The organism is Caproiciproducens sp. CPB-2 (genome assembly GCF_036287215.1).
Taxonomy (GTDB): Bacteria; Bacillota; Clostridia; order Oscillospirales; family Acutalibacteraceae; genus Caproiciproducens.
In genome coordinates, this window is the sequence record NZ_CP142860.1 from 1,415,518 (window position 1) to 1,438,011 (window position 22,494).

The following is a 22,494-nucleotide window of genomic DNA, read 5'->3' on the forward strand; positions in this document are numbered from 1 at the left end:
CCTATATTTTTTGGAGAAAACTGGTATCATGAATCAAAAATTAAGGCACTGCTCTTGCGCGGAGTTGCGCCGCAAAAATAGTGCTTATCGCAATGGATGCTTACCAGTTTCAACGAAATTCTTGGGTTCTATTATGAAAACACTTACGCCGACAGAAGTGCTATTATCCCTTTAGAACGCCCTGAAACAAGTAAGGCCACACAGTTTCCAAAGCTGTGCGGCCTTACTTGTTTTGCTTCTCACAAAATTCATAAAATTACGAAAAAGCCGCCAAATCATAAGATTTAGCGGCTTTGGTGGACCTGAACGGGATCGAACCGTCGACCTCCGCGTTGCGAACGCGGCGCTCTCCCAGCTGAGCTACAAGCCCATATGAAATTTTATTAAAAAGACAGGTTGCTGTTTTGATGGCATTGAGCCCGATGTGGTTTTACGAACAACTCTCGACCTTACGGATGCGAACCGTACGCTCTCCCAGCTGAGCTACGCCCCCACAACGAAAGCTATTATATCATGTTGGCGGGACGATTTCAACTGTTATTTTTAACTTTATTTGATCTTATTTCCAATCAAGCGTGCTGAAAATGGCCTGAAACCTGATTTCAGGCTTTATGGCTCCTTACGTATTGGCCTATTTTTTTGTCCTGTGTGGAGATATGCTGAATCAGCCAGTTGATCACCATTTGATTGGCGTTGATAATCACGGCGATATTTCCGCCGGACCTGGCGTATTCGGCTTTCAGCTTCGCCAGCTCCGCGATAAAGTTGGTGTGAAGCTCCTTTTGCGTTCCGTATTCGGGGTAATGAATACTGAGCATGTATTTTTCCTCGTCGCGAAAATGCATCTTTGTGTATTCATCCAGGAAATCCAGCATTTGTGCGATGAATTCTTTCGCCTTGCCGTTTTTGCCGGCGTCAAACAGCTGGTTTGCCTTTTCAAACCAAATCTTGTGCTGCTGATCGATTATGTCTACTCCTACGGATAAATCCTCCGTCCATCCCATAGCCATAAAAAACATACCGCCCTTCTGCAAAATTTGCTATCTTCTTCCATTATTATATAGTTTTTGCGGCCTTCGTTCAATACTTCCTTGAAACTATTTTTTAGAGGATGTTTTTGCCATGGAGAGGGCGTATTTGCAGAATTCTTTCATGCAGCACAGCTCACATTTCGGACTGCGCGCGGTGCACACTGCCCGGCCGTGCAGGACAAGCCGGTGACAGAAATCGTTGGATTCCTCCGGCGGAAGGATGGAACGCAGCTGCTTTTCCACCTTGAAGGGCTCTTTGCCCTCGCTGAGGCCGATTTTCCCGCAGATGCGGATACAGTGCGTATCGGTAACCACGGCGGGTTTGTGGTAGATGTCCCCGACAACCAGATTGGCGGTTTTTCTGCCCACGCCCGGCAAACGGGTAAGCTCCTCAATGCTGTCCGGCACCACGCCGCTGTATTCCTCCTTCAGCATCCGGCACATGGCGAAGATGTCGCGCGCCTTTGTCTTATAAAGCCCGCAGGAATGAATCAGTTCCTCGATTTCCTCCACAGTGCCTTCCGTAAAGGCCTGAAGGGTCGGGAAGCGCGCGAACAGCGCGGGCGTCACAAGGTTGACCCGCGCGTCGGTACACTGTGCGGACAGCCGGGTCGCGATTAAAAGCTGCAGCGGGTTGGTATAGGTCAGGGAGCAGACAGCCCCCGGGTATTCTTTTTTTAGCGCTTCCACCGCCAGAGCGGCACGCTGTTTTTTTGTCATGATGAATCCCTCCTGTTTCGTGATCGTCACGATGCCTGATTCTCTTTCATTTTATATGAAATATCGCAAAAGTACAAGTTGACAAGGACAGGATTATCCAATATCATGTTATAAATGAATCTTATAGCAATTCCATTTCAGTTTGCAAGATAAAACATGTTCCTCCCCCGCCTTTGGCGGGGGAGGAACATAACCTTGTTGCAGAACCAACTGGAAATGCTGTAATCGGGGAAGGCGGAGAGAATATGAGCAGGTCGCAGCTGAAAATGCTGGCAGTGATTACCATGCTGATCGATCACGTCGGCGCGATCTTTTTCCCGTCCGTTCCGCTTTTCCGCATCATCGGGCGGCTTTCCTTTCCGCTTTTCTGCTTTTTTATCTCGGAGGGACTCCTTTACACCTCCAGTATTAAGCGCTATCTGACGCGCCTTTTTTTCTTTTCGCTGATTTCCGAAGTTCCGTACGATCTGGCGTTTCACGGAACGGTGTATTACCCGCAGAGCCAGAATGTATTTTTTACGCTTTTTTTGGGCCTTGCGGCAATTGCGATCCTTCACACTTACCTCATCGCCCGGCCGGCCCCGGCGGTACTCCTTGCTGTCGCCTGCGCGCTGCTTGCCGAAGTGCTGCATACGGATTACGGCTGGTTCGGCGTGGTCCTGATTATCATCTTTTACTGCTTTAAAAATTACAGGACGAGGGGCGTGCTGATTTTTACCGTTTTTAATACCGGCTACAGCCTGCTGACCGGTCCGATCAAGCTCTATGCCGCGCTGGCGGGGTTTCCGATTCTCGCTTACAACGGGAAAAGGGGAAAATGGAACTGGAAATATTTCTTTTATGCTTTTTACCCGGTGCATCTGCTGATCCTGTATTTAGTGCATAAGGTTGCGTTTTAACACACGAAAGTGTATAATGAACAATAAAATACTCTGGGAAAGGGAATGAAGAAAATGTACAGTGATATGATGGACTCCATCGGCTTTGTTTCTCAGGCGGACCCCGCAGTCGGCGCGGCGATGAAAGAGGAATTGAAGCGCCAGCAGCGCAATCTTGAAATGATTGCTTCTGAAAATCTTGTTTCACCTGCGGTAATGGCCGCAATGGGCAGCATTTTGACGAATAAATATGCCGAAGGCTATCCCGCGAAACGGTATTACGGCGGATGCCGGTATGTCGACGTCGTGGAAAACCTTGCGCGCGACCGCGCCTGCGAGCTTTTTCACGCGGAATACGCCAATGTGCAGCCGCATTCTGGCGCTCAGGCGAACATTGCCGTCTATTACGCGCTGCTGAACCCGGGAGACACCATCATGGGCATGAGCCTTGCCGAAGGCGGCCATCTGACTCACGGTTCTCCGGTCAACATTTCCGGAAAATATTTTCACTTCATTCCCTACGGCGTTAATCCGGAAACCGGACGGATAGATTACGACAGGCTCTACGAAACGGCTGTCAAAGAAAAGCCCAAAATGATTGTGGCCGGCGCGAGCGCGTATCCGCGCACCATCGACTTCAGGCGCTTCCGTGAAATCTGCGACGCCTGCGGGGCGTATCTGATGGTGGATATGGCGCACATTGCGGGCCTTGTCGCCGCGGGCATGCATCCGAGCCCGGTGGAGTGGGCGGATATCGTCACCACGACGACTCACAAGACCCTGCGCGGCCCGCGCGGCGGATTGATCCTGTGCCGCGAGGAGTACGCGAAGGCAATAGACAAGGCGATTTTCCCCGGAACGCAGGGCGGCCCGCTGATGCATGTGATCGCCGGCAAGGCGGTCTGCTTGGGCGAGGCGCTCAAGCCGGAGTTTCAGGAGTACGGCCGCAGAATCGTGGAAAACGCCGCCGCCCTTGCGGACGGCCTGCTGAAACGCGGGGTCAGGCTTGTCAGCGGCGGAACCGACAACCACCTGATGCTGGTGGACCTGAGCGGCTTAGAGCTGACCGGCAAGGAGCTGGAGCACCGCCTTGATTCCGTGTACATCACGGCCAACAAAAACACGGTGCCGAACGAGCAGCGCAGCCCGTTCGTTACCAGCGGCGTGCGTCTGGGTACGCCGGCGATTACGACACGCGGGCTGAACACCGGGGATATGGACATCATCGCCGAATGCATCAGCCTTGCGATCCATGATTTTGAAGCAAACGAGGACAAAATCCGCGGGATGGTCACGGAAATCTGCGACCGGTATCCGCTGTACGAATAATTCATTGAAGTCAGGTGGGGTGGTTACAATATGGCAGCGCCTTTGGCGGACCGGCTGCGCCCGCAGAAGCTGGACGACCTTGTCGGCCAGCGCCATCTTCTGGGGGAGGGCAAGGCCCTTCGCCGGATAATCGATTCGGGGGAAATCCCCAACATGATCTTTTACGGGCCGTCGGGCATCGGGAAAACCACGCTCGCCTCCATTATCGCGAAGCAGACGAAACGGGCCCTTTACAAGCTGAACGGTACGACCGCGTCCACGGCGGATATCCGCGGGGTGGTCGAACAGCTTGACACGCTCGCCGCCCCGAACGGGATTCTGCTTTACCTTGACGAGATTCAGTATTTTAATAAAAAGCAGCAGCAGACGCTGCTGGAATTCATAGAAAACGGGCAGATCACCTTGATTGCCTCCACGACGGAAAACCCGTATTTTTATGTGTACAACGCCATTCTCAGCCGGTCGACGGTGTTTGAATTCAAGCCGGTGGAAAAAGAGGACGTGCTCCCGGCTGTCCGGCGTGCGTTTGCTTTTATGGAACAGGAACAGGGAAGGCCCGTCTCCGTTGAGAAGGAAGCGGAGGAATACATTTCTTCCGCCTGCGGCGGGGATGTGCGCAAGGCGATGAACGCGGTGGAGCTCTGCGTGCTTTCCGGCGAGGAAAAGGACGGCGTCTGCCGCGTATCGCTTCCGCTTGCCAAAGAGCTTACCCAGCGCAGCGCGCTCCGGTATGACCGCGCGGGGGACGAGCACTACGATATCCTTTCCGCGTTCCAGAAGTCCATGCGCGGCTCCGACCCGGATGCCGCCGTCCACTATCTGGCGCGCCTGATCGTGGCGGGCGACCTGCCGTCCATCTGCCGGAGGCTGATGGTCTGCGCCTGCGAGGATGTCGGGCTGGCCTACCCGCAGATTATCCCGATCGTCAAAGCCGCGGTGGACGCCGCGATTCAGGTCGGGCTGCCGGAAGCGAGGATTCCGCTTGCGGACGCGGTCATCCTTGTGTGCAGCGCGCCGAAGTCCAATTCCGCCTATTGCGCCGTCAACGCCGCCATTGCCGACATAGAAAAAGGAAAAATCGGGAATATTCCCCGTCAGCTTCAGAATAAACATTATGATGGGGAGGACAACTCGCACAAGGGGCAGTTTTATCAATATCCCCACGATTATCCGAACAAATGGGTTGCCCAGCAATACCTGCCCGACGAGTTGAAGGACGTTCATTATTATGAGTACGGACAAAATAAAACAGAGCAGGCTTTCCTGCAGTATTGGAGTAAAATAAAGGGGAATAATACCTGAAAATTGTGTGAATTGTGTCTGAATTCAGGAGTTTGCGCTTGTATCGGCCGCATGAGAGTGATATGATTGAGACAAAGGAAACGGGGGGCGTATCAATATGAAAAATGAGGTTCTCTTTAATTTAACATACGGAATGTACGCCATCGGCGTAAAGGACGAAAAAAAAGCCTCCGCCTGCATTGTCAATACGGTCATTCAGGTGTGCAACACACCGAACATGATTGCCGTCAGTATGAACCACGACAATTACAGCCATGACTGTATCGTCAAAAGCGGGCTTTTTACCGTATGCGTTTTATCGGAGGATACTTCCGGCGCCGTCATCGGCGCGCTGGGCTTCAATTCCGGCCGCGATACGGATAAGCTGAACAATGTTCACCACAAAATTCTGGCGGAGGGCGTGCCCGTCATCAAGGAAAATATCTGCTGCTGGCTTCTCTGCCGTGTGGTAAGCAGCGCGGAGACGCCGACCCACACGATTTTTGTCGCGGAAGTGGTCGCCGGCAGCGATGAGTCCAAGGGCGTGCCGATGACCTACGATTATTACCACAAGGTGATTAAGGGCAAGGCGCCGAAAAACGCGCCGACCTATCAGAAGGAGCAGCCGTCTGACGACAATAACGACGGGGAAAGCTGGATCTGTACCATCTGCGGTTATGTATACAACGATCCGGACATTTCCTTTGAGGAGCTGCCGGACGACTGGGTCTGCCCCATCTGCGGCGCGCCGAAGTCGGCGTTCAGAAGAAAATAACAAAAGCTTTCTCAGAACCTGTCCGGTTTCGGACGGGTTCTTTTTTATTACCGCTGCTTTTTAAATACGGTCAGGAAGCTTTTGCCCGCGGCGGAAAGCGCGCGATCGCTCCGCCAGATCGCCGTGATCTGGGTCTCCATCACGGGGCTGTCGATAATTTTGCACAGGCAGCCGGGACTGCGGTAAAACGAGTCCATCGAATAAGGGACGACGGCGATGCCCAGTCCCGCGTTCGCCCACATCAGGGCTGTGCGGGAGTCGTCGTTCAGGCAGAAAATATCCGGCTGGAATCCGGCCGCTTTGCAGGCCGATACAATCAGCTTTTCATAGCGCCGGTAAATAATCAGCGGTTTGCCTTTCAGGGCTTCAAGGGGAATCCGGTCGTCTTGTGCGCTGCCGAAATATTTCCGGCTGCCGACCGCGATCATCGGCTCTTTTTCCAGGCTGTACCACAATGTGTTTTCCGCGTGAAACGGGGTCCGGATGACCGCGATTTCAATGACGCCGCCCGCCAGAAGCTCGATCATCTGAAAGGTGTTCCCTTCATGAAGCTCAAAGTTCACTTCCGGATACAGCTTGGCGTATTCCGTAATCCGCGGGTCAAGCAGGGGGAGAAAGGAGGAAGAGGTGACGCCCAGACGCAAAGTCCCCTTCATCTTTTCCCCGTACTCGCCCAGCTCGCGCGCGGCGGCGTCGGCCAGCTCCAGAATATTGCCCGCGCGCTTGTAAAGAATAACTCCAGCGTCCGTCAGCGTGACGTGCCGCGCACCGCGCTCCACCAGCTTGACGCCCAGCTCCGTTTCCAGCAGCTGAAGCTGGTGGCTCAGCGGCGGCTGGGAGATATGCAGCTTTTTCGCGGCCGCGCTGATGCTGCCTTCCTCACAGATTGCCACAAAATATGCAAGGCGTTTTAAATCCATCCTTTTTTCCTCCGAAATCTATATGAAACCAGTATGGGAAATAGATAAAATCAATATTACTCATATGGGTATCGATATGCTATAATAATACACGAAATTCACAAGATAGAACAGAGGAATGATTCAAAAAATGCTGAAGCTCGCGAAATACTTGAAAAAATACCGAAAGCAGGTCATTGTCGGGCCGATTTTTAAGCTGATCGAGGCAATCTTTGAACTGATTGTGCCGATCATCACGGCAAAGATGATCGACAACGGCGTGCGGACCGGCGACGTCGGCTATGTCTGGCGCATGGGCGCAGTCATGCTCCTGCTCGGCGTAACCGGCCTGTGTTCCGCGCTGATCTGCCAGAAGCTTGCCTCCATCGCGTCACAGGGCTTCGGAACCGTGGTGCGCAGCGAACTTTACAAACATATCAACACGTTTTCCCATTCGGAAATCGACCGTTTCGGGACCCCGTCCCTCATTACCCGCATGACGAACGATATCAACCAGCTTCAGTACGCGGTCGCAATGCTGATCCGCCTCGTCATCCGCGCCCCGTTTCTTGCGGTGGGCGCGATTATCATGGCGATGCTGGTGGATTTACCGCTTTCCGTCGTGTTTTTAACCGCGACTCCGTTGATTGCCCTGGTCCTCTACATTATTATGACGCGTTCCGTGCCGTTCTTCCGGGTCATGCAGAAAAAGCTGGACGCGATCTCCCTTGTCACCCGCGAAGGGCTGAGCGGCGTAAGGGTCATCCGGGCGTTTTCCAAGCAGAAGAGCGAGGAGGAGCGCTTCAATGCGGCGGCGGACGACCAGACGGCGACCGCCATCCGGGTCGGCAAGCTTTCCGCGCTGCTGAACCCCCTTACTTATACGATCATGAACTTCGCGGTGATCGCCATCGTATGGTTCGGCGGCTGGCGGGTCGATTCCGGCGCGATGACGCAGGGAGAGGTCATCGCGTTTGTAAACTACATGTCGCAGACCCTGCTGGCAATGATCGTCGTCGCCAATCTGGTGGTGACCTTTACGAAAGCCTCCGCTTCCGCTTCGCGGGTCAACGAAGTGTTTGAGACCGTTTCCTCTGTTCCGGAGCCTGTCGGGGCGCCGGTTGCCCCTGTGCCCGATACGCCGAAAATTCAGTTTCAAAATGTAAGCTTTTCCTACGACGGGCCGGACAAATACGCGGTGAAGAATCTCAACTTTTCCATTATGCCCGGGAAAACCGTCGGCATTATCGGCGGCACCGGCTCCGGAAAGAGCACGCTCGTCAATCTGATTCCCCGTTTTTACGACGTGTCGTCGGGGGAAATCCTGATCGATGGGGTCAATGTGCGCGAGTATCCGTTTTCCGCTCTGCGCGGCCAGATCGGTATGGTTCCGCAGGAGGCCGTTCTGTTTTCCGGTACCATTGAGAGCAATCTTCGCTTCGGATACCGGGACGCGACACAGGAAGAAATGGAAAGGGCGCTGAAGATCGCGCAGGCGTATGAGTTTGTGTCCGCTCTGCCGCAGGGGCTTCAAAGCCCGGTCAACCAGGGCGGCAAGAATTTTTCGGGCGGCCAGAAGCAAAGGCTGACGATTGCCCGCGCGCTGGTCGGCGGCCCGCGGATTCTGATCCTGGACGACAGCGCCAGCGCGCTGGACTTCGCGACGGACGCGGCGTTACGAAAATCGATTCAAAGGGAAACCTCCGGCATGACCGTGCTGATGGTTTCTCAGCGCGCCAGCACCATCCGGCGCGCGGATAAAATCATCGTGCTGGACGACGGCGAGATCGCCGGAATCGGCACGCACGAACAGTTGATGGAAAGCTGCCAGGTCTATCAGGAAATCTGCCTGTCGCAGCTCAGCAGGGACGAGGTGAGCAAAAAATGAAAGGTTCCACATTAAAGCGGCTGTTCCGCTACGCGAAGCCGTATTCCGGTTTTTTGGCCGGTGCGCTCGTCAGCGCGCTGATTCATATTTCGCTCACCCTCTACGGACCGATCCTGATCGGTCAAGCGGTCGACCACATCATTGGACCCTCCAATGTCGGCCACAGGGATATGATTCCCATTCTCGTTACGCTTGCGGGAACCATTGTGATCAGCGCGGTGTTTCAGTGGGTAATGGCGTACTGTACGAATAAAATCACCTATCATACGGTGCGCGACCTGCGCGTACAGGCTTATCAGAAGATCAACCGCCTGCCGCTCCGATACGTTGACGGCCACGCGCACGGCGATGTCATCAGCCGTGTCGTCAACGATGTCGATCAGGTCGCGGATGGCCTGCTGCAGGGGCTTACCCAGCTTTTTACCGGCGTCGTGACCATTCTGGGAACGCTTGTTTTCATGCTCACCATCAGTCCGGTCATTACGGTGGTGGTTGTGCTGGTTACGCCTCTTTCGCTGTTTGTGGCCGGCTTTATCGCCCGGATTTCCCACCGGCAGTTTATCGAACAGCAGGCGACCCAGGGCGAGCTCAGCGGTTATGTGGAGGAAATGATCAGCGGCCAGAAAATCGTAAAGACGTTCCTCTATGAAAGCCGTTCGGAAGAAGAATTCAACGAGATTAACCGGCGGCTCTACAACTGCGGGGTAAAAGCGCAGTTTTATTCCTCCCTTTCCAACCCCAGCACCCGTTTTGTCAACGGCGTTGTGTACACCGCGGTCGCGGCAATCGGGTCGCTCTGCGCGATTACGGGCCGTCCCGGTCCGTTGACGATCGGACAGATCACCTCGTTTTTAGCCTATGCCAATCAGTATACCAAGCCGTTTAACGAGGTGACCGCGGTCATTACCCAGATTCAGACGGCGTTTGCCTCCGCCGACCGCCTTTTCCGGCTGCTGGACGAGGAGGAGGAAACACCGGACGCTCCCGGCGCGCTGGCCCTGACGGACAGCGAGGGGAACGTGGACGTGGAGCACGTGTATTTTTCCTACCGTCCGGAAGTAAAGCTGATTCAGGATATGAACCTGAAGGCGAGAAAGGGCGAGCGGATTGCGATTGTGGGCCCGACCGGGTGCGGAAAAACCACCATTATCAATCTGCTGATGCGCTTCTATGACGCGGACAGCGGCACCATCAAAATCGACGGGGTCGATGTAAAAAACGTTACCCGCGACAGCCTGCGGAAAATGTTCGGCATGGTGCTGCAGGAGACCTGGCTTTTTTCCGGAACGGTGCGCGACAATATCTCGTACGGAAGCGAACATGTGACGGAGGAACAGATCGTCGCCGCGGCAAAGGCGGCGCACGCCCATTCGTTCATCATGCGCCTGCCGGACGGGTACGACACCCTGATTTCGGAGGACGGCGGCAATATTTCTCAGGGGCAGCGGCAGCTGCTTTGTATTGCCCGGGTAATGCTGGTCGACCCTCCGATCCTGATTCTGGACGAGGCGACCAGCTCCATCGATACCAGAACGGAAATCCGTATTCAAAAGGCGTTTACCGAAATGATGAAGGGGAGGACCAGCTTTATCGTAGCCCACCGCCTTTCCACCATTAAGGAGGCGGACCTGATTCTGGTGATGAACAAGGGAAGCGTTATTGAGCAGGGAACGCATGAACAGCTTCTGCAAAAGCAGGGCTTTTACGCGAATCTTTACAACAGCCAGTTCGCGGTCGCGGATTAGCGGAAACAGGAGCCCCGGCAAAGCCGGGGCTCCTGTTATCTTACCGTAAATTTATAAATGGTTGTGTGCTTGTATTTCTCGACCGGTTTTAAATTCTGGAACGGGAATTCCGGGTGATGGACCGAGTCGGGAAAAAACTGTGTTTCCAGGCAGACCGCATGGTGCGCTAAATGCTTTTTTCCCGCCTTGCCGGCTGCGCCGGGGGCAAAGCTGTTCGCGGTGTAAATCTGTATCCCGGGCATATTGGTAAAGACCAGCATCGCCCTGCCGCTCAGCTGATCATACAGCTCCGCGGCTTTTTTCATGCCGTCCGCGCCCTTAATCACGAAATTATGGTCGTAGCCTCCGCAGCTTTTCAAGAGGCTGTCGTTTGCCCGGATGTCCTGCCCGATGGTTTTGGGCTTATTGAAGTCATACGGCGTACCGGCGACCGGGGTCAGCCCGCCGGTGGGGATCAGATCGGTTCCGACCGCGGTAATCGCGTCCGCGTTGATCTGCAGCTCCTGTGAAAGGATGCTGTTTCCGACGTCCCCGCTGATATTGAAGTAGGAATGGTTGGTAAGGTTGACCGGTGTTTCACGGTCGGTCTGCGCGCCGTAATCGATAATCAGCGCGTTGTCCGTGCTGAGGGTGTACTGGACGGTTACGTTCAGGTTCCCGGGGAATCCGCATTCCCCGTCCTCGCTGAGGTAGGCAAAGGTGACGGACGGCGCGTCGTCGTCATGGTCGCTGCATTTCAGCCGCCAGACCCGGTCCTGAAACCCGCCCGGGGCGCTGTGCAGGGAATTTTTTCCATCGTTTGCCGCAAGCGCATATTTCTTTCCGCCGATTTCAAATTCCGCCCCGCTGATCCGGTTGGCATAGCGGCCGACGGCGGCCCCGAAAACGTCGCCCTTTTCAAGGTATCCGTCCAGCGTGTCGTGTCCCAGGACCACGTCCCCGAAATTGCCCTTTTTGTCGGCGGTCAGCAGCCTGACAATGCGGCAGCCGTAGGTGATCACCTGCGCGGTCATCCCGCTTTTATTGCGCAGGGTATAGCTGTCGATTACGGTGCCGTCCGGCAGTTTTCCAAATACAGATTTTTCAATGCTCATCGTTCAGCCTTCTTCTGTCATATTTGGTGATGAGGAATCATTTGCCCAGCAGTGCCGCGCCGATAATTCCCGCATCGTTTCCCAGCAATGCCCTGCAAATCTTTGTCTGCCCCTGCGGGCTGAGGGAATAGGCTTCCTTGGCCACATATTCGCGCAGCGGCTTCAGGAGGGTTTCCCCCTCGTTGCAGATGCCGCCGCCGATGCAGAGGATGTCCGGCTGGAATGCGTTGATGCAGTTGGCCAGCCCGCAGCCCAGGTATTCGATGTATTCGTCCACAACGGCTTTCCCGATCGGGTCGCCCGCGCGCATTGCGTCAAAGGCGGTACGACCGTCCACATTGTTCAGGTCGCCGTCCACCAGCTTCCAGACAGGACTGCTGCGGTCGGCGGATTTCTCCATCGCCTCTTTGGTGGAGCGGATCAGGCCGGTGGCGGAAGCGTACGTTTCCCAGCAGCCGTCGCGGCCGCAGGTGCAGTGCCTTCCCTGAAAGACAATAACGGTATGTCCCATTTCTCCCGCGCCGTAATTGGAGCCGGAATAAATTTTACCGTCGATGAGGATGCCGCTGCCCACTCCGGTGCCGAGCGTAATCGCCATTGCGTTTTTCGCGCCCTTGAGCGCGCCCGCCTGATACTCGCCGTAGGCCGCCGCGTTCGCGTCGTTTTCCACGATGACCTTTTTATTCATTTTTGTTTCCAGAAATTTTCTGAGCTCGAAATGGTTAAAATACAGGTTGTTGGAAAATTCCACCACGCCGGTGTCCGTGTTGACGGTACCGGGGGTGCCGATGCCCACCCACGGAACGTCGTCCAGGGTGAGATTTGCATTGCGCAGCGCTTCCATTGCGGTGGAAGCAAGCTGCTCGCACATATCTTCAGGAGGGCAGGGTACGGCGGTCTTCCTTTTCGCCGTAGCAATGATTTGACTGTTTTCGTCGACGACGCCAACCTTAATGTTGGTTCCCCCAAGGTCAATTCCCAGATAATACATTTTTTATCCCCTTCGTCCGTTATTTCAAAGTACAGCAATTTTCAACAAAAGCACGATTCTTTCAGGTGCCCGCCGTTCGTTAATCTGCTGTAATATGTGAATAGTATAGCATTATCGCATGGGAATTGTAAACATATTGTGCTCTGCAATACAAAAAATTGTTATGAAGCGAAAACTTGTGCTATAATAGGAAAGATACAAAATCTGGAATGGAGATCATGTCGTGGATTTTAAAGCACTCCCCAAGGGAATGAGAAACAAATATACGAAGGAATATCTCACTCTGCTGAACAAGCGCAGGTTTTCGCTCGGCGCGAAGCGTGCGTTTGATATCGTGGTATCGCTGCTGATTCTTGCGGTTTGTTCGCCGTTTTTTCTTCTTTTGGCGCTGGCCGTCAAAATCGACTCCAGAGGGCCTGTGTTTTACCGGCAGGTTCGCGTCGGACGCTACAATCAGGACTTTAAAATTTTCAAGTTCAGAACAATGGTACAGGATGCCGATAAAATCGGACCTCCGCTGACGGTGGGCGATGACCCGCGTGTGACAAAAGTCGGAAGGTTCATCCGGAAATTGCGGCTCGATGAGTTTTCACAGCTTTTAAATGTCCTTGGCGGAAGTATGAGCCTTGTCGGTCCCCGGCCGGAGGTCCGCAAATATGTGGATGTCTATGCCCCGGAATATATGGCGACGCTGCTGATCCGGCCCGGCATTACGGCTACCTCGAGCATTGCGTTCAAGGATGAGGACAGCCTGCTCAATGCGGCCGAAGACCCGGAGAAAGTGTATGTGGAACAGATTTTACCGCCTAAAATGGCATATAATCTGGAATACATGAAAAATATTTCCCTGCTGAACGACATCAAGATCATGTTCCGGACCGTCGGCGCGGTGCTGAAATAGGCGGATTCATATTTCACCTCTGCTTGTTCATAATAAGCATGAGGTGATTTTTTATGTTTGAGAATTGGCGGAAGAACAGGAAAAAAGAAAATAAAGAATATACGGATGTAGACAAAATGGCGGCTACGCTTCCCAATATGAGCAAAAGCGAGATTCCGACCGATGTGCTGGGCAGTTATACCGGCACGGCCAGAGACGGTGAAAAACCGGATCAGGACGCGGATGACCTTTGAATTTTTGCAATATTTTCAGCCCTTCCTTCATAATAATGGATAGACAGTAGGTGATTGCTTGTTGAATCGTATGATTATGAAGAGAAAAAGGCTCATTGCTTTTATCCTTGTCCTCGCGGCGACGGCAGGAATTGCCGCCGCTTCAGGCCGTTACGGAGAAAGTGTGCCCGCGGATGCACAGATGGAGAGCTCAGCGTCGTCTTCCTCCGGTGATTACATAAAGTACGTTGAGTTCAACGTGCCGTATCTTGCTCTCAAAAAAGCAATGAATCTGGATATTGCCTCTCAGAAAGAGGAGAAGAAGGTAAGCTGGATCGAACTGCTTGCCTATCTTGCCGCGAAGTACGGCGGAAATTTTTCACGCTATAAGAGCAATGACCTGGACGTTCTGATGTCAAAGCTGGAAACGCAGAGCATGGCGGACCTGACAAAGGACATGAAATATTATCCCTACTATTTTAAGGCGTACACGGCGGTTCTGGGCGGACTTCTCGGTACCTATACCGACGGCAGCGGGGAGGAGAAATACGGCCTGATCGGATTTTCACCGATTGCCAAAACCTTTCCGTATGAGGAATACGACGATTTCGGCGCATCCCGGACTTACGGATACAAGCGGCAGCACCTCGGCCACGATATGATGGCTGCGACCGGCACGCCCATCATCGCGGTGGAATCCGGTATTGTGGAGGCGCTGGGCTGGAACCAGTACGGCGGCTGGCGCATCGGGATCCGCAGCTTTGACAAACAGCGCTATTATTACTATGCGCATTTAAGGCAGAACCGCCCCTATGCCGCCAATCTCGCGGTCGGCCAGACGGTGACCGCCGGCGACGTCATCGGATATGTGGGCCATACGGGTTATAGTACGAAGGAAAATGTCAATAATATTAAGGTGAGCCATCTGCACTTCGGCCTTCAGCTGATTTTCGACGAGAGTCAGAAGGAAAGCGTCAACGAAATCTGGGTGGATGTGTATCAGCTGTGCAAGCTGCTGCGTCAAAATCAGTCCGAAGTGGTGCGTGACAGCGCCACAAAAGAATATTCCCGAAAAAACCAGATTCAAATTCAGTATTGACAGGAAAATTCTATTTGATTTTGCCGTTGTGCTATGCTATAATAGCAACTGTTAAATTGCTGGTGTGGCGGAATCGGCAGACGCAAGGGACTTAAAATCCCTCGGTGGCAACACCGTATCGGTTCAAGTCCGATCACCAGCACCAAAACAGGGGATGCCCGCATGGGCATCCCCTGTTTTTGCGTTGATGACCCCAAGAATCTGGAACCCGGCACAAGTCGGGAGAAAGAATCAGGGTTGCCTTAACGGATGAAATACGCAGGGACTCGCGGAACGCGCGCCGTTGTACGACCGCCCAAGTCCGATCAGCGGCGAGTCGCCGCTGACAATTCGCGCTCGTACCTGTAACGGTGTGGGCGCATTTTATCGCACGCGATTTGTCCCATGTGATAATTCGTCCCTTGTTTTTGCGTTGATGACCCCAAGAACCCGGAACCCGGTACAGACCGAAAGGGCAAACAGCTGCCAGACAGAAAGAAGCCCCTGAGTGAACGGATTCTTTCGTTCACTCAGGAGCTTCTGAACTGATAGAAATGCTCTCAGATCACCGGGCGTCTCTGGAAGATCAGCCCTGCAGCTGCGTTTTGATCTGCTGAATCTCCTGCTCGTTTGCCTGTGCGGCCGGTTTGTAAAAACCTTTTGTCTCGGCGAGCTTGTACAGCTCGTACTGCGAAGTTTCGCACTTGTTGCGGATTTGCTGGAGCGTTGACCTCAGATTTTGGTTGGAGCATTCGGAAATCGCGTTAGCGTAAAAAGTCAGGTCGCTTTTCTCCATGGACAGAGCATCGTTCACCATTGTTTTTTCCTGCATCGTTTACACCTCCTACTGTAAAAAAGTCATAAGCTGTTGTTTGGTGCTCTTTGCATCCTGAGCGGCCTTTTCAAAGAAAGATTTCACCTGGGGGTCCGTTGCCTGCTGAGCATAAGTCTGCATTTTTTCACACGCGGTATCGTGTGCTCCCAGCATATGCCGCAAGTTCTGCAATTCCATTTGATTTAGCTGTGCCATATGGAACATTCCTTTCTGTATGAATTTTTCATTATAGCTTGCGATGTTTTTATTATTTTATACCTTAAGGGAATGAAAAAACAGAATATTTCGGCGGAACGGGAAAACGCTGCAGCCCCACATTTTTACGGGGCTGCAGCGTTTTTATCTTTGAGAAAATCCTTGAATTCTCTTTATTATTTTTTCACCCGATAGCCGGTGGCAAAGTCGACAGTGTTGTTAAGCGGTTCACCGTTTGCGTAATGCTTCAGGTTTTCCGCGGCAATGCGCACCACGCGCTCAAGGGTTTCCTGCAAATGATAAAGCCCCGATATATGGGGCGTGACCACGGCGCTGGGGATATCCCAGAGCCGGTGATCTTCCGGCAAAGGCTCCGGGTCCGTCACATCAAGGCCGGCTCCGAAGAGGCACCCGCTTTCCAGCGCGTCGCAGAGCGCTTCGGTATCGATAAGCGTACCGCGTCCGACGTTCAGGAGGATCGCGCCTTCTTTGAGCAGGGCGAGGCGTTCGCGCGAAAACAGGTGCTCGGTTTCCCTTGTGGCGGGCAGGCAGAGGGCGACAATATCCGCGCGGGGCAAAAGACTGTCCAGATCCGCGGTCAAATGCATTTCGTCGGCGTACTCCGGCTTCTCTCCGCCGGTGCGGCGCAGCCCAATGACGTACGCGCCCAGCGCTTTTACCTTTTGGGCAAATTCGCCGCCGATATCCCCCATACCGAGCACCAGTACGGTAGAACGATAAATGGACTTCACCTTGCCCTGACCTTTCCAGACATGCAGCTTCTGCGCGTCGCGGTAGGTGTGAAGGCGTTTGATGATTTCCAGAAGCATGCCAAGCATATGTTCGGAAACCGCAAGGCCGTACGCCCCCGTCGAATTCGTCAGCGCCGTGCCTTTGGGAAGGATGCCTTCCTTCAGGTAAGGATCCACCCCGGCGCTGCTGCAGTGCAGCCACTCCAGATTCGGGGAATCCTTCAGGTACTCCGCCGGCGGGTTGCCGATGATGATCTGGGCGTCCTGCACCTGCTCTCTGGTGACGCTTCTGTAGGAGCTGTACGTAAACCGGCAGTCCGGGGCGGACTGTTCAAGCAGCGATTGATGCCGTGCTTCGGCGGGAAGAAGAACAAGGATTCGCTTGGAAAAAGTCATGATGATACTCCCTTGCAATTTTTATAGAACCTATTTTTCTGGTTTGAAATTTGTTTTATTGTATAACAGGAGCTTTCAAATTGCAACCGGGAGATGCTTTCATCGGGACGGGGAATTACAGTTCAATCGCGATATCGTATTTCTTCAGCCAGTAGTTGATCTGAAGCAAATAGGCCATCATCTGGGGACCCGCCATCAGCTGGCCGAACCACGGCTTGCCGTAATCTGATTTTTCACTGAGCAGCTCCGCGGCGGCGGTTTCGCTGACGAGCTTGTGAAGCGGTTCTTCCCTGTCCGACAGGATTCCCGTCAGCCTTTGCTTCACAAGCGTTTCGTAGGCCGGATTATGCGTTTTGGGATAGGGGCTCTTTTTGCGCATCAGAATGTCTTCCGGCAGCCATTCCCGCGCCGCGTCGCGCAGCAGGCCTTTTACCACGCCGTCGTGACATTTGTATCCCCAGGGAGTGTTGAACACATACTGCACGATCCGGTGGTCGGCGTACGGCACACGCACCTCGAGACCGCTTGCCATGCTCGACCGGTCCTTGCGGTCAAGCAGGGTGGACATAAACCAGTTGATGTTCAGGAACGAAATTTCCCTGCGCCGCTTTTCCTGCGCGCTTTCGCCCTCCAGGACGGGAACGGCGGCAATGGATTCTTCATACCGCATATTCACATACTCCCCGATGTGCAGCGCGTCGGCGATTTCGGGAATCAGCAGCCCGGTTCGGATGGACAGGTCGGGCGACCATGGGAAGCAGTGGCCTTCAAATGCCTCTTTCTTATGGAACCACGGGTAACCGCCGAAGATTTCGTCCGCGCATTCTCCGCTGATGCCCACCACATGATTTTTCTTGATCAGGCTGCAGAAATACAGCAGGGAAGAGTCGACATCCGCCATGCCCGGCAAATCCTTCGCCTCAACGGCGTCGTAAAGCTTGTCGGCGAGCATCACGTTGTCGCATTCCAGATAGTGGTGGTCGGTCTGAAACAGCTCCGCCATTTTGGCGACCCATGGCTTGTCGGCGCCGGGCTGGAAGGCCGTGGGCTTAAAGTACTTGTCGTTCCCGGTAAAATCAAAGGAATAGGTGGAAAGTGTTTTGCCCGCCGCCCGGTAATTCCTTGCCGCCAGTGCGGTGATGATGCTGGAATCGAGGCCGCCGGAAAGAAAAGTGCAGAGCGGCACATCGGAAACAAGCTGTCTGGTAACGGCGTCCTCCACAAGGTACCGTACCCGCTTTACGCTGTCCTCGTAGCTGTCGGGATGCTCGTAGCTCTTCAGCTTGAAATAGGGATATGTTTCAAAACCCTGACTGTCAAACACGGCAATGCAGCCGGGCTTGATTTCCAGTATGTTTTTGAATACGCCGACTCCGGCGGTTCTGGCCGGTCCGATTCCGAATATCTCGCACAGCCCCTGCCGGTCAATCACAGGGTTGATTCCCGGATATTCAAACAGCGCTTTGATTTCCGAGGCGAACACAAGCCGCCCGTTTTCCATGGAATAAAACAGCGGCTTTACGCCGAAACGGTCGCGGCATAAAAAGCAGCAGCCGCGCCTTTCGTCGTCTACCGCAAAGGCGAAAATGCCGTTCAGCTTTTCCGCACAGGCAAATCCGAATTCAATGTAGCATTTCAAAAGGACTTCCGTATCGCTTTTGGTTTCAAACGTATAGCCGAGTGCTTTCAGCTCCGACCGCAGTTCCCCGGTGTTATACAGTTCCCCGTTGTACACGATGGTGTAGCGGAATCCGTCCGCCACAGCGGTCATCGGCTGTTTGCCGCCCTCAATATCCACAACCGCAAGCCTTGTGTGGGCCAGCGCCGCGTGGGCCGAAACATGGACGCCGCTGTCGTCCGGGCCGCGGTGATTGAGTTTTGCTCCCATTCTTTTTGCCAGAGCGCGCCAGAACAGCGCCTCCTCGCTCAAATCGTCATGATAATCACAGAATCCCGCAATTCCACACATAGTAATCCCTCGCTTTCTTTTGTCTTTTTTATATTATGCTCATCCGTCATTATGGTTAACAGATCCGCATCGTTTATGTGGAGCGGGGAATGAAAAAACCGCCCCGTATGACGGCGGGACGGTTGGATTTCCGGTTTGTGCGATTTGGTTTATTTTTCTTTTTTTTCGCCTTTGCCTTTTTCCGCTTTCGCTCTCTTTTCCTGTTCGGCAGCCAGCTCGCTCAGGATTCTTTCCGCCGCCGTACGGCGCGCGGCGGCCTCGATGGACAGCTCGATCGCCAGCCTGGTCAGTTCGGCGTCGCCTTCTCCCGCGGTGGAACGGACGCGGTCGCCGACCTCCTTCAGCGCGACGGAGTGCGCTTCGCAGAAACGCCTGTACATCTCGTCCTTGGAAGCGTCCTCCAAAAGGGTTTTCAGCAGGGAAGAGATGTCCTGGATGGATAAGACCTGCTTGAGCATACAGATGACCATCAGCATCGCCAGATGCTCGCGGGAATATTTTTTTTGCTCGGGCCGGGGAAGGACCCCGTCCTTTACATAGTTGTTGATCATGCTCGACGTCAGAAGACTGGTGCTTTCGTTGCGCTCAAAAAGGCAGAGCTGTTTGTTCATATAGGTCAGCACCTGGTCCATATATAAATATATTTCCGGCAGCCTTTCCCAGTCCACCGAGCTGTATTCTTCAATTTCCTCCGCCCATTTTGCGATTTGTTCGGCTGCTTCGCTCATTTTGAGTCCTCCTTCGTTTTTGCCGCGCGCTCATAGCAGGTAAAACGGCTTGGCGGCGTGCCCATACATTTTTTGAATACGCGGGAAAAATACAGCTGATCGGAAAAGCCCGCCGAATATGCGACCTCGCCGACCGACAGATTCCCAGATTCCAGAAGCTCGGAAGCCTTGCCGATGCGGTAGCGCATCAGATACTCGTTTGGCGAAAGGGAAATATGCTGCATGAACAGCCGGTACAGGTGGCTGCGGCTGATTCCCACGCTGGAGGCGATATCGGTGATGCCGATATCGCTGGAATAGTTGTATTCGATAAACTTGATCGCCTTCTGCACATACTCGTACCCGTTTGCCTGCTGTGTGGAAGGAACCCCGAATTTGTCCATCAGCGCGGCCAGAAACAGCAGAAGGCCGGATTCCATTCTCGCCTCGTCGCTCGGGCTGGACCCGGAAGCATTGCAGATTTTCAACAGAAGCTCCTCAAAAAGCCGGTCTTCATCATAGTGAAAAACAGGGCTGCGGTCCAGAAGGCCTGTCTGGCTCATCAGCCTTTTTGCGTCGCTGCCGTTGAAGCCGACCCAGCAGTATTCCCACGGATCTTCCCTGTCCGCAACGTAATGGACGACATGCGACGGTTCCACCAGGAAGCCGTCCCCCGCCGAGAGATGGTATTCCTGTCCGCCGCTGGTAAAAGCGCCGTGTCCCGACAAAATATAGTGAATCAGGTAATGGTCGCGTACGGCGGGTCCCCAGGAATGGCACGCGCCGCAGCGCTGGACTCCGCAGCTGTAAACGGCCAGCCCCAGGCTGTTGTGAAAAGGTACCCGGAAAGAACGCCTGAATTCGTCATTTGTCATCAGGAAATCCACCCTCCCTTCCAATATTTCTTTATGAATTTATTATAATTCGCACGTCACATTTATGCAATAAAAATCAAAAAGTAGTAAAATATAATTGAAATAAATACCTTCTTCGTTTATAATTAGATAGAATCATTCATTATTTGTTCATTTTGATAGAATGAAATTTCAGAAGCGAGGGGATAAAATTATGAGTCTTGACCAAAAAATTCAACTTTCTGTCATCGTTTTACTGACTGGCCTGGTCATCGTTTTTATTGTGCTGATCTTTCTGACTTATGTTATTAAAGGCTATGGCAGGGTACTCAGCGGACTGCAAACCAATTCAGACGGCAAAAAGGAAATTTCTGAGCCGCTTGCTGCTGCCCCCCTCCAGTCATTGTCTGTTCAGGGCGGTATTCCCGAAGAAACGGTAGCGGTCATTTCCGCAGCTGTTTACGCTTTATACGGCACGTCCGCCGGGAGGGTGACCGGTATCCGCCGCTCTTCGCAGCCCAGCCGCTCCGCATGGGGAATGGCGGGATTATTGGAGAGTACGCGCCCTTTTTAAAATTGAAAAACAGAAGGGACTGATCCGGTATTGATGATACTGAATGAATTTTTGCGATCCATCCAGGGAATTTTCCAAGCGTCCGGATTTTCCGTAAACGACTGGCGCAACTACGTTATGATAGGGATTGCCTGCGTTTTGATCTATCTCGCCATCAAAAAGCAGTTCGAACCCCTGCTCCTTTTGCCGATTGCGTTTGGTATGCTGCTTGTCAATCTTTTTCCCGCCATTATGGTTCCACCGCAGACGACCATGCAGCTTGTTTCCGATTATATGGCTGCCCACGGCGGCGCGGTGGGAAATTACCCGATTGTGGTTTTAAATGGCCAGCAATACTATCAGGTCACACAGGTCGGCGGACTGTTCTACTATCTGTACCAGGGCGTTAAGCTCGGTATTTATCCTCCTCTGATTTTTCTCGGCATTGGTGCGATGACCGATTTTGGCCCGCTGATTTCTAACCCGAAAAGCTTTTTATTGGGCGCGGCTGCCCAGCTCGGGATTTTTACTACCTTCATCGGCGCGATTTTTCTTGGTTTTTCGGGAAAACAGGCGGGTTCTATCGGAATTATCGGCGGGGCGGACGGCCCGACCGCCATCTTTGTTACTTCAAAGCTTGCTCCGGAGTTGCTGGGTCCGATTGCGGTCGCGGCGTATTCCTACATGGCGCTGGTTCCCATTATTCAACCGCCCATTATGAAAGCGCTGACAACAAAGAAAGAGCGCAGTATCGTTATGGAGCAGCTTCGTCCGGTTTCCAAGCTGGAAAAGATTTTATTCCCGATTATTGTAACGGTGATCGTTTCCCTGCTGCTTCCGGACGCCTGCCCTCTTGTGGGGATGCTGATGCTCGGCAATCTGTTCCGTGAAAGCGGAGTGGTGGGACGCATTTCCAATACGGCCCAAAATGAATTGATGAATATCATTACGATTTTTCTCGGTGTTACCGTCGGTGCAACGGCGACAGGAACGGTTTTCCTGTCCTTGCAGACGATTGAGATTATTGTTCTCGGGCTGCTGGCGTTCAGCTTTGGCACTGCCGGCGGTGTGCTGTTCGGTAAGCTTATGTGCTGGGCGACACACGGAAAAGTCAACCCGCTTATCGGGTCGGCCGGTGTTTCCGCCGTTCCTATGGCGGCCCGCGTGGCGCAGAAGGTTGGCCAGGAAGAAAATCCCGGCAATTTCTTGCTGATGCATGCAATGGGTCCGAATGTGGCCGGCGTCATCGGTTCCGCGGTTGCGGCCGGTGTGCTGATCAGCATCCTTGGATAATATGGCATTATTAAATAACGAAATAATATATTTTTTATGAAATACCCGCACTCGGTTTGGTGCGGGTATTTGTATGTTCCCCATTTCTGTTTGCTATTGTATTCGAAATATTGTATAA

22 protein-coding genes and 3 tRNA genes are annotated in these 22,494 nt (G+C 53.3%); 12 read left to right on the top strand and 13 right to left on the bottom strand.

The window, feature by feature from the left end:
- Nucleotides 1-294 precede the first annotated feature (294 nt).
- From VXK30_RS06985 to nth, 4 genes are all read right to left on the bottom strand, one after another.
- Nucleotides 295-370, bottom strand: a tRNA-Ala gene (locus tag VXK30_RS06985).
- A 44-nt stretch (nt 371-414) separates the two neighbouring features.
- Nucleotides 415-491: transfer RNA gene (locus tag VXK30_RS06990), tRNA-Ala, on the bottom strand.
- A gap of 111 nt (nt 492-602) precedes the next feature.
- Nucleotides 603-1,010, bottom strand: a complete 408-nt coding sequence (locus VXK30_RS06995; RefSeq protein ID WP_275714039.1) for a bacteriohemerythrin — start codon at nt 1,008-1,010, stop codon at nt 603-605.
- Nucleotides 1,011-1,097: 87 nt separating this feature from the next.
- Nucleotides 1,098-1,751, bottom strand: a complete 654-nt coding sequence (gene nth, locus VXK30_RS07000) for an endonuclease III (protein ID WP_275714041.1) — start codon at nt 1,749-1,751, stop codon at nt 1,098-1,100.
- Between the two features lie 245 nt (nt 1,752-1,996).
- Here nth and VXK30_RS07005 point away from each other — a divergent pair, with 245 nt between their 5' ends.
- The 4 genes from VXK30_RS07005 to VXK30_RS07020 all read left to right on the top strand — a co-directional run bounded on the left by VXK30_RS07005 (nt 1,997) and on the right by VXK30_RS07020 (nt 6,014).
- On the top strand, nt 1,997-2,650 hold the full coding sequence (locus VXK30_RS07005) for a TraX family protein (protein ID WP_275714043.1): 654 nt from the start codon (nt 1,997-1,999) through the stop codon (nt 2,648-2,650).
- A gap of 54 nt (nt 2,651-2,704) precedes the next feature.
- Nucleotides 2,705-3,958 carry a serine hydroxymethyltransferase gene (gene glyA / locus VXK30_RS07010; protein WP_275714045.1) on the top strand — a complete coding sequence of 418 codons (1,254 nt, stop codon included), beginning with the start codon at nt 2,705-2,707 and terminating at the stop codon, nt 3,956-3,958.
- Nucleotides 3,959-3,988: 30 nt separating this feature from the next.
- Complete coding sequence (locus VXK30_RS07015) at nt 3,989-5,260, top strand: replication-associated recombination protein A (protein WP_275714047.1); 1,272 nt, start codon at nt 3,989-3,991, stop codon at nt 5,258-5,260.
- Nucleotides 5,261-5,357: 97 nt separating this feature from the next.
- Entirely contained in the window at nt 5,358-6,014 is a 657-nt protein-coding gene (locus tag VXK30_RS07020) for a flavin reductase (protein ID WP_275714049.1), read from the top strand.
- 47 nt (nt 6,015-6,061) lie between these two features.
- On the opposite strand, the gene VXK30_RS07025 is transcribed toward VXK30_RS07020, so the two are convergent.
- Nucleotides 6,062-6,934 carry a LysR family transcriptional regulator gene (locus tag VXK30_RS07025; protein ID WP_275714051.1) on the bottom strand — a complete coding sequence of 291 codons (873 nt, stop codon included), beginning with the start codon at nt 6,932-6,934 and terminating at the stop codon, nt 6,062-6,064.
- A gap of 130 nt (nt 6,935-7,064) precedes the next feature.
- Here VXK30_RS07025 and VXK30_RS07030 point away from each other — a divergent pair, with 130 nt between their 5' ends.
- Both VXK30_RS07030 and VXK30_RS07035 read left to right on the top strand, forming a co-directional pair.
- A complete protein-coding gene (locus VXK30_RS07030) occupies nt 7,065-8,801 on the top strand; it encodes an ABC transporter ATP-binding protein (RefSeq protein WP_275714321.1) in 1,737 nt (578 codons plus the stop codon).
- Nucleotides 8,798-10,546 carry an ABC transporter ATP-binding protein gene (locus VXK30_RS07035; protein ID WP_275714053.1) on the top strand — a complete coding sequence of 583 codons (1,749 nt, stop codon included), beginning with the start codon at nt 8,798-8,800 and terminating at the stop codon, nt 10,544-10,546. Before VXK30_RS07030 ends, VXK30_RS07035 begins: the two co-directional genes overlap by 4 nt.
- A gap of 35 nt (nt 10,547-10,581) precedes the next feature.
- Here VXK30_RS07035 and VXK30_RS07040 read toward each other — a convergent pair whose 3' ends face one another.
- On the bottom strand, nt 10,582-11,640 hold the full coding sequence (locus tag VXK30_RS07040; protein WP_275714055.1) for an aldose epimerase family protein: 1,059 nt from the start codon (nt 11,638-11,640) through the stop codon (nt 10,582-10,584).
- Between the two features lie 37 nt (nt 11,641-11,677).
- On the bottom strand, nt 11,678-12,631 hold the full coding sequence (locus VXK30_RS07045; protein WP_275714057.1) for an ROK family protein: 954 nt from the start codon (nt 12,629-12,631) through the stop codon (nt 11,678-11,680).
- 223 nt (nt 12,632-12,854) lie between these two features.
- Here VXK30_RS07045 and VXK30_RS07050 point away from each other — a divergent pair, with 223 nt between their 5' ends.
- The 4 genes from VXK30_RS07050 (at nt 12,855) to VXK30_RS07065 (ending at nt 14,988) form a co-directional block, all read left to right on the top strand.
- Nucleotides 12,855-13,532, top strand: a complete 678-nt coding sequence (locus VXK30_RS07050) for a sugar transferase (RefSeq protein ID WP_442867973.1) — start codon at nt 12,855-12,857, stop codon at nt 13,530-13,532.
- A 53-nt stretch (nt 13,533-13,585) separates the two neighbouring features.
- Entirely contained in the window at nt 13,586-13,765 is a 180-nt protein-coding gene (locus VXK30_RS07055) for a hypothetical protein (RefSeq protein ID WP_038323665.1), read from the top strand.
- Between the two features lie 70 nt (nt 13,766-13,835).
- Nucleotides 13,836-14,843 carry a M23 family metallopeptidase gene (locus VXK30_RS07060; protein WP_329494555.1) on the top strand — a complete coding sequence of 336 codons (1,008 nt, stop codon included), beginning with the start codon at nt 13,836-13,838 and terminating at the stop codon, nt 14,841-14,843.
- 58 nt (nt 14,844-14,901) lie between these two features.
- A tRNA-Leu gene (locus VXK30_RS07065) sits at nt 14,902-14,988 on the top strand.
- A 420-nt stretch (nt 14,989-15,408) separates the two neighbouring features.
- Here VXK30_RS07065 and VXK30_RS07070 read toward each other — a convergent pair.
- The 6 genes from VXK30_RS07070 to VXK30_RS07095 all read right to left on the bottom strand — a co-directional run bounded on the left by VXK30_RS07070 (nt 15,409) and on the right by VXK30_RS07095 (nt 20,551).
- A complete protein-coding gene (locus VXK30_RS07070; protein WP_275714059.1) occupies nt 15,409-15,654 on the bottom strand; it encodes a spore coat protein in 246 nt (81 codons plus the stop codon).
- A 12-nt stretch (nt 15,655-15,666) separates the two neighbouring features.
- Nucleotides 15,667-15,852: a hypothetical protein gene (locus VXK30_RS07075; protein WP_275714061.1), complete on the bottom strand. Its 186-nt coding sequence runs from the start codon at nt 15,850-15,852 to the stop codon at nt 15,667-15,669.
- 176 nt (nt 15,853-16,028) lie between these two features.
- Complete coding sequence (locus VXK30_RS07080; protein ID WP_275714063.1) at nt 16,029-17,000, bottom strand: D-2-hydroxyacid dehydrogenase; 972 nt, start codon at nt 16,998-17,000, stop codon at nt 16,029-16,031.
- 115 nt (nt 17,001-17,115) lie between these two features.
- Nucleotides 17,116-18,969, bottom strand: a complete 1,854-nt coding sequence (gene asnB, locus VXK30_RS07085; protein ID WP_275714065.1) for an asparagine synthase (glutamine-hydrolyzing) — start codon at nt 18,967-18,969, stop codon at nt 17,116-17,118.
- 149 nt (nt 18,970-19,118) lie between these two features.
- A complete protein-coding gene (locus VXK30_RS07090) occupies nt 19,119-19,697 on the bottom strand; it encodes a DUF1836 domain-containing protein (RefSeq protein WP_275714067.1) in 579 nt (192 codons plus the stop codon).
- On the bottom strand, nt 19,694-20,551 hold the full coding sequence (locus VXK30_RS07095; RefSeq protein ID WP_275714069.1) for an AraC family transcriptional regulator: 858 nt from the start codon (nt 20,549-20,551) through the stop codon (nt 19,694-19,696). Before VXK30_RS07095 ends, VXK30_RS07090 begins: the two co-directional genes overlap by 4 nt.
- Nucleotides 20,552-20,744: 193 nt before the next feature.
- On the opposite strand from VXK30_RS07095, the gene VXK30_RS07100 reads away from it, so the two are divergent.
- Both VXK30_RS07100 and VXK30_RS07105 read left to right on the top strand, forming a co-directional pair.
- Nucleotides 20,745-21,104 carry an OadG family protein gene (locus VXK30_RS07100; RefSeq protein WP_275714071.1) on the top strand — a complete coding sequence of 120 codons (360 nt, stop codon included), beginning with the start codon at nt 20,745-20,747 and terminating at the stop codon, nt 21,102-21,104.
- A 30-nt stretch (nt 21,105-21,134) separates the two neighbouring features.
- Entirely contained in the window at nt 21,135-22,376 is a 1,242-nt protein-coding gene (locus VXK30_RS07105) for a sodium ion-translocating decarboxylase subunit beta (RefSeq protein WP_442867974.1), read from the top strand.
- Nucleotides 22,377-22,494: the final 118 nt, after the last annotated feature.

What these genes read in the sequence shown, in the direction of transcription:
- VXK30_RS06995 (WP_275714039.1), bottom strand. Translation starts at nt 1,010, where the DNA reads ATGGCTATGGGATGGACGGAGGATTTATCCGTAGGAGTAGACATAATC.
- VXK30_RS07060 (WP_329494555.1), top strand. Translation starts at nt 13,836, where the DNA reads ATGATTATGAAGAGAAAAAGGCTCATTGCTTTTATCCTTGTCCTCGCG.
- VXK30_RS07015 (WP_275714047.1), top strand. Translation starts at nt 3,989, where the DNA reads ATGGCAGCGCCTTTGGCGGACCGGCTGCGCCCGCAGAAGCTGGACGAC.
- VXK30_RS07095 (WP_275714069.1), bottom strand. Translation starts at nt 20,551, where the DNA reads ATGACAAATGACGAATTCAGGCGTTCTTTCCGGGTACCTTTTCACAAC.
- VXK30_RS07020 (WP_275714049.1), top strand. Translation starts at nt 5,358, where the DNA reads ATGAAAAATGAGGTTCTCTTTAATTTAACATACGGAATGTACGCCATC.
- VXK30_RS07080 (WP_275714063.1), bottom strand. Translation starts at nt 17,000, where the DNA reads ATGACTTTTTCCAAGCGAATCCTTGTTCTTCTTCCCGCCGAAGCACGG.
- VXK30_RS07055 (WP_038323665.1), top strand. Translation starts at nt 13,586, where the DNA reads ATGTTTGAGAATTGGCGGAAGAACAGGAAAAAAGAAAATAAAGAATAT.
- VXK30_RS07100 (WP_275714071.1), top strand. Translation starts at nt 20,745, where the DNA reads ATGAGTCTTGACCAAAAAATTCAACTTTCTGTCATCGTTTTACTGACT.
- VXK30_RS07070 (WP_275714059.1), bottom strand. Translation starts at nt 15,654, where the DNA reads ATGCAGGAAAAAACAATGGTGAACGATGCTCTGTCCATGGAGAAAAGC.
- VXK30_RS07030 (WP_275714321.1), top strand. Translation starts at nt 7,065, where the DNA reads ATGCTGAAGCTCGCGAAATACTTGAAAAAATACCGAAAGCAGGTCATT.
- VXK30_RS07025 (WP_275714051.1), bottom strand. Translation starts at nt 6,934, where the DNA reads ATGGATTTAAAACGCCTTGCATATTTTGTGGCAATCTGTGAGGAAGGC.
- VXK30_RS07090 (WP_275714067.1), bottom strand. Translation starts at nt 19,697, where the DNA reads ATGAGCGAAGCAGCCGAACAAATCGCAAAATGGGCGGAGGAAATTGAA.
- nth (WP_275714041.1), bottom strand. Translation starts at nt 1,751, where the DNA reads ATGACAAAAAAACAGCGTGCCGCTCTGGCGGTGGAAGCGCTAAAAAAA.
- VXK30_RS07035 (WP_275714053.1), top strand. Translation starts at nt 8,798, where the DNA reads ATGAAAGGTTCCACATTAAAGCGGCTGTTCCGCTACGCGAAGCCGTAT.
- VXK30_RS07045 (WP_275714057.1), bottom strand. Translation starts at nt 12,631, where the DNA reads ATGTATTATCTGGGAATTGACCTTGGGGGAACCAACATTAAGGTTGGC.
- VXK30_RS07005 (WP_275714043.1), top strand. Translation starts at nt 1,997, where the DNA reads ATGAGCAGGTCGCAGCTGAAAATGCTGGCAGTGATTACCATGCTGATC.
- VXK30_RS07075 (WP_275714061.1), bottom strand. Translation starts at nt 15,852, where the DNA reads ATGGCACAGCTAAATCAAATGGAATTGCAGAACTTGCGGCATATGCTG.
- glyA (WP_275714045.1), top strand. Translation starts at nt 2,705, where the DNA reads ATGTACAGTGATATGATGGACTCCATCGGCTTTGTTTCTCAGGCGGAC.
- VXK30_RS07040 (WP_275714055.1), bottom strand. Translation starts at nt 11,640, where the DNA reads ATGAGCATTGAAAAATCTGTATTTGGAAAACTGCCGGACGGCACCGTA.
- asnB (WP_275714065.1), bottom strand. Translation starts at nt 18,969, where the DNA reads ATGTGTGGAATTGCGGGATTCTGTGATTATCATGACGATTTGAGCGAG.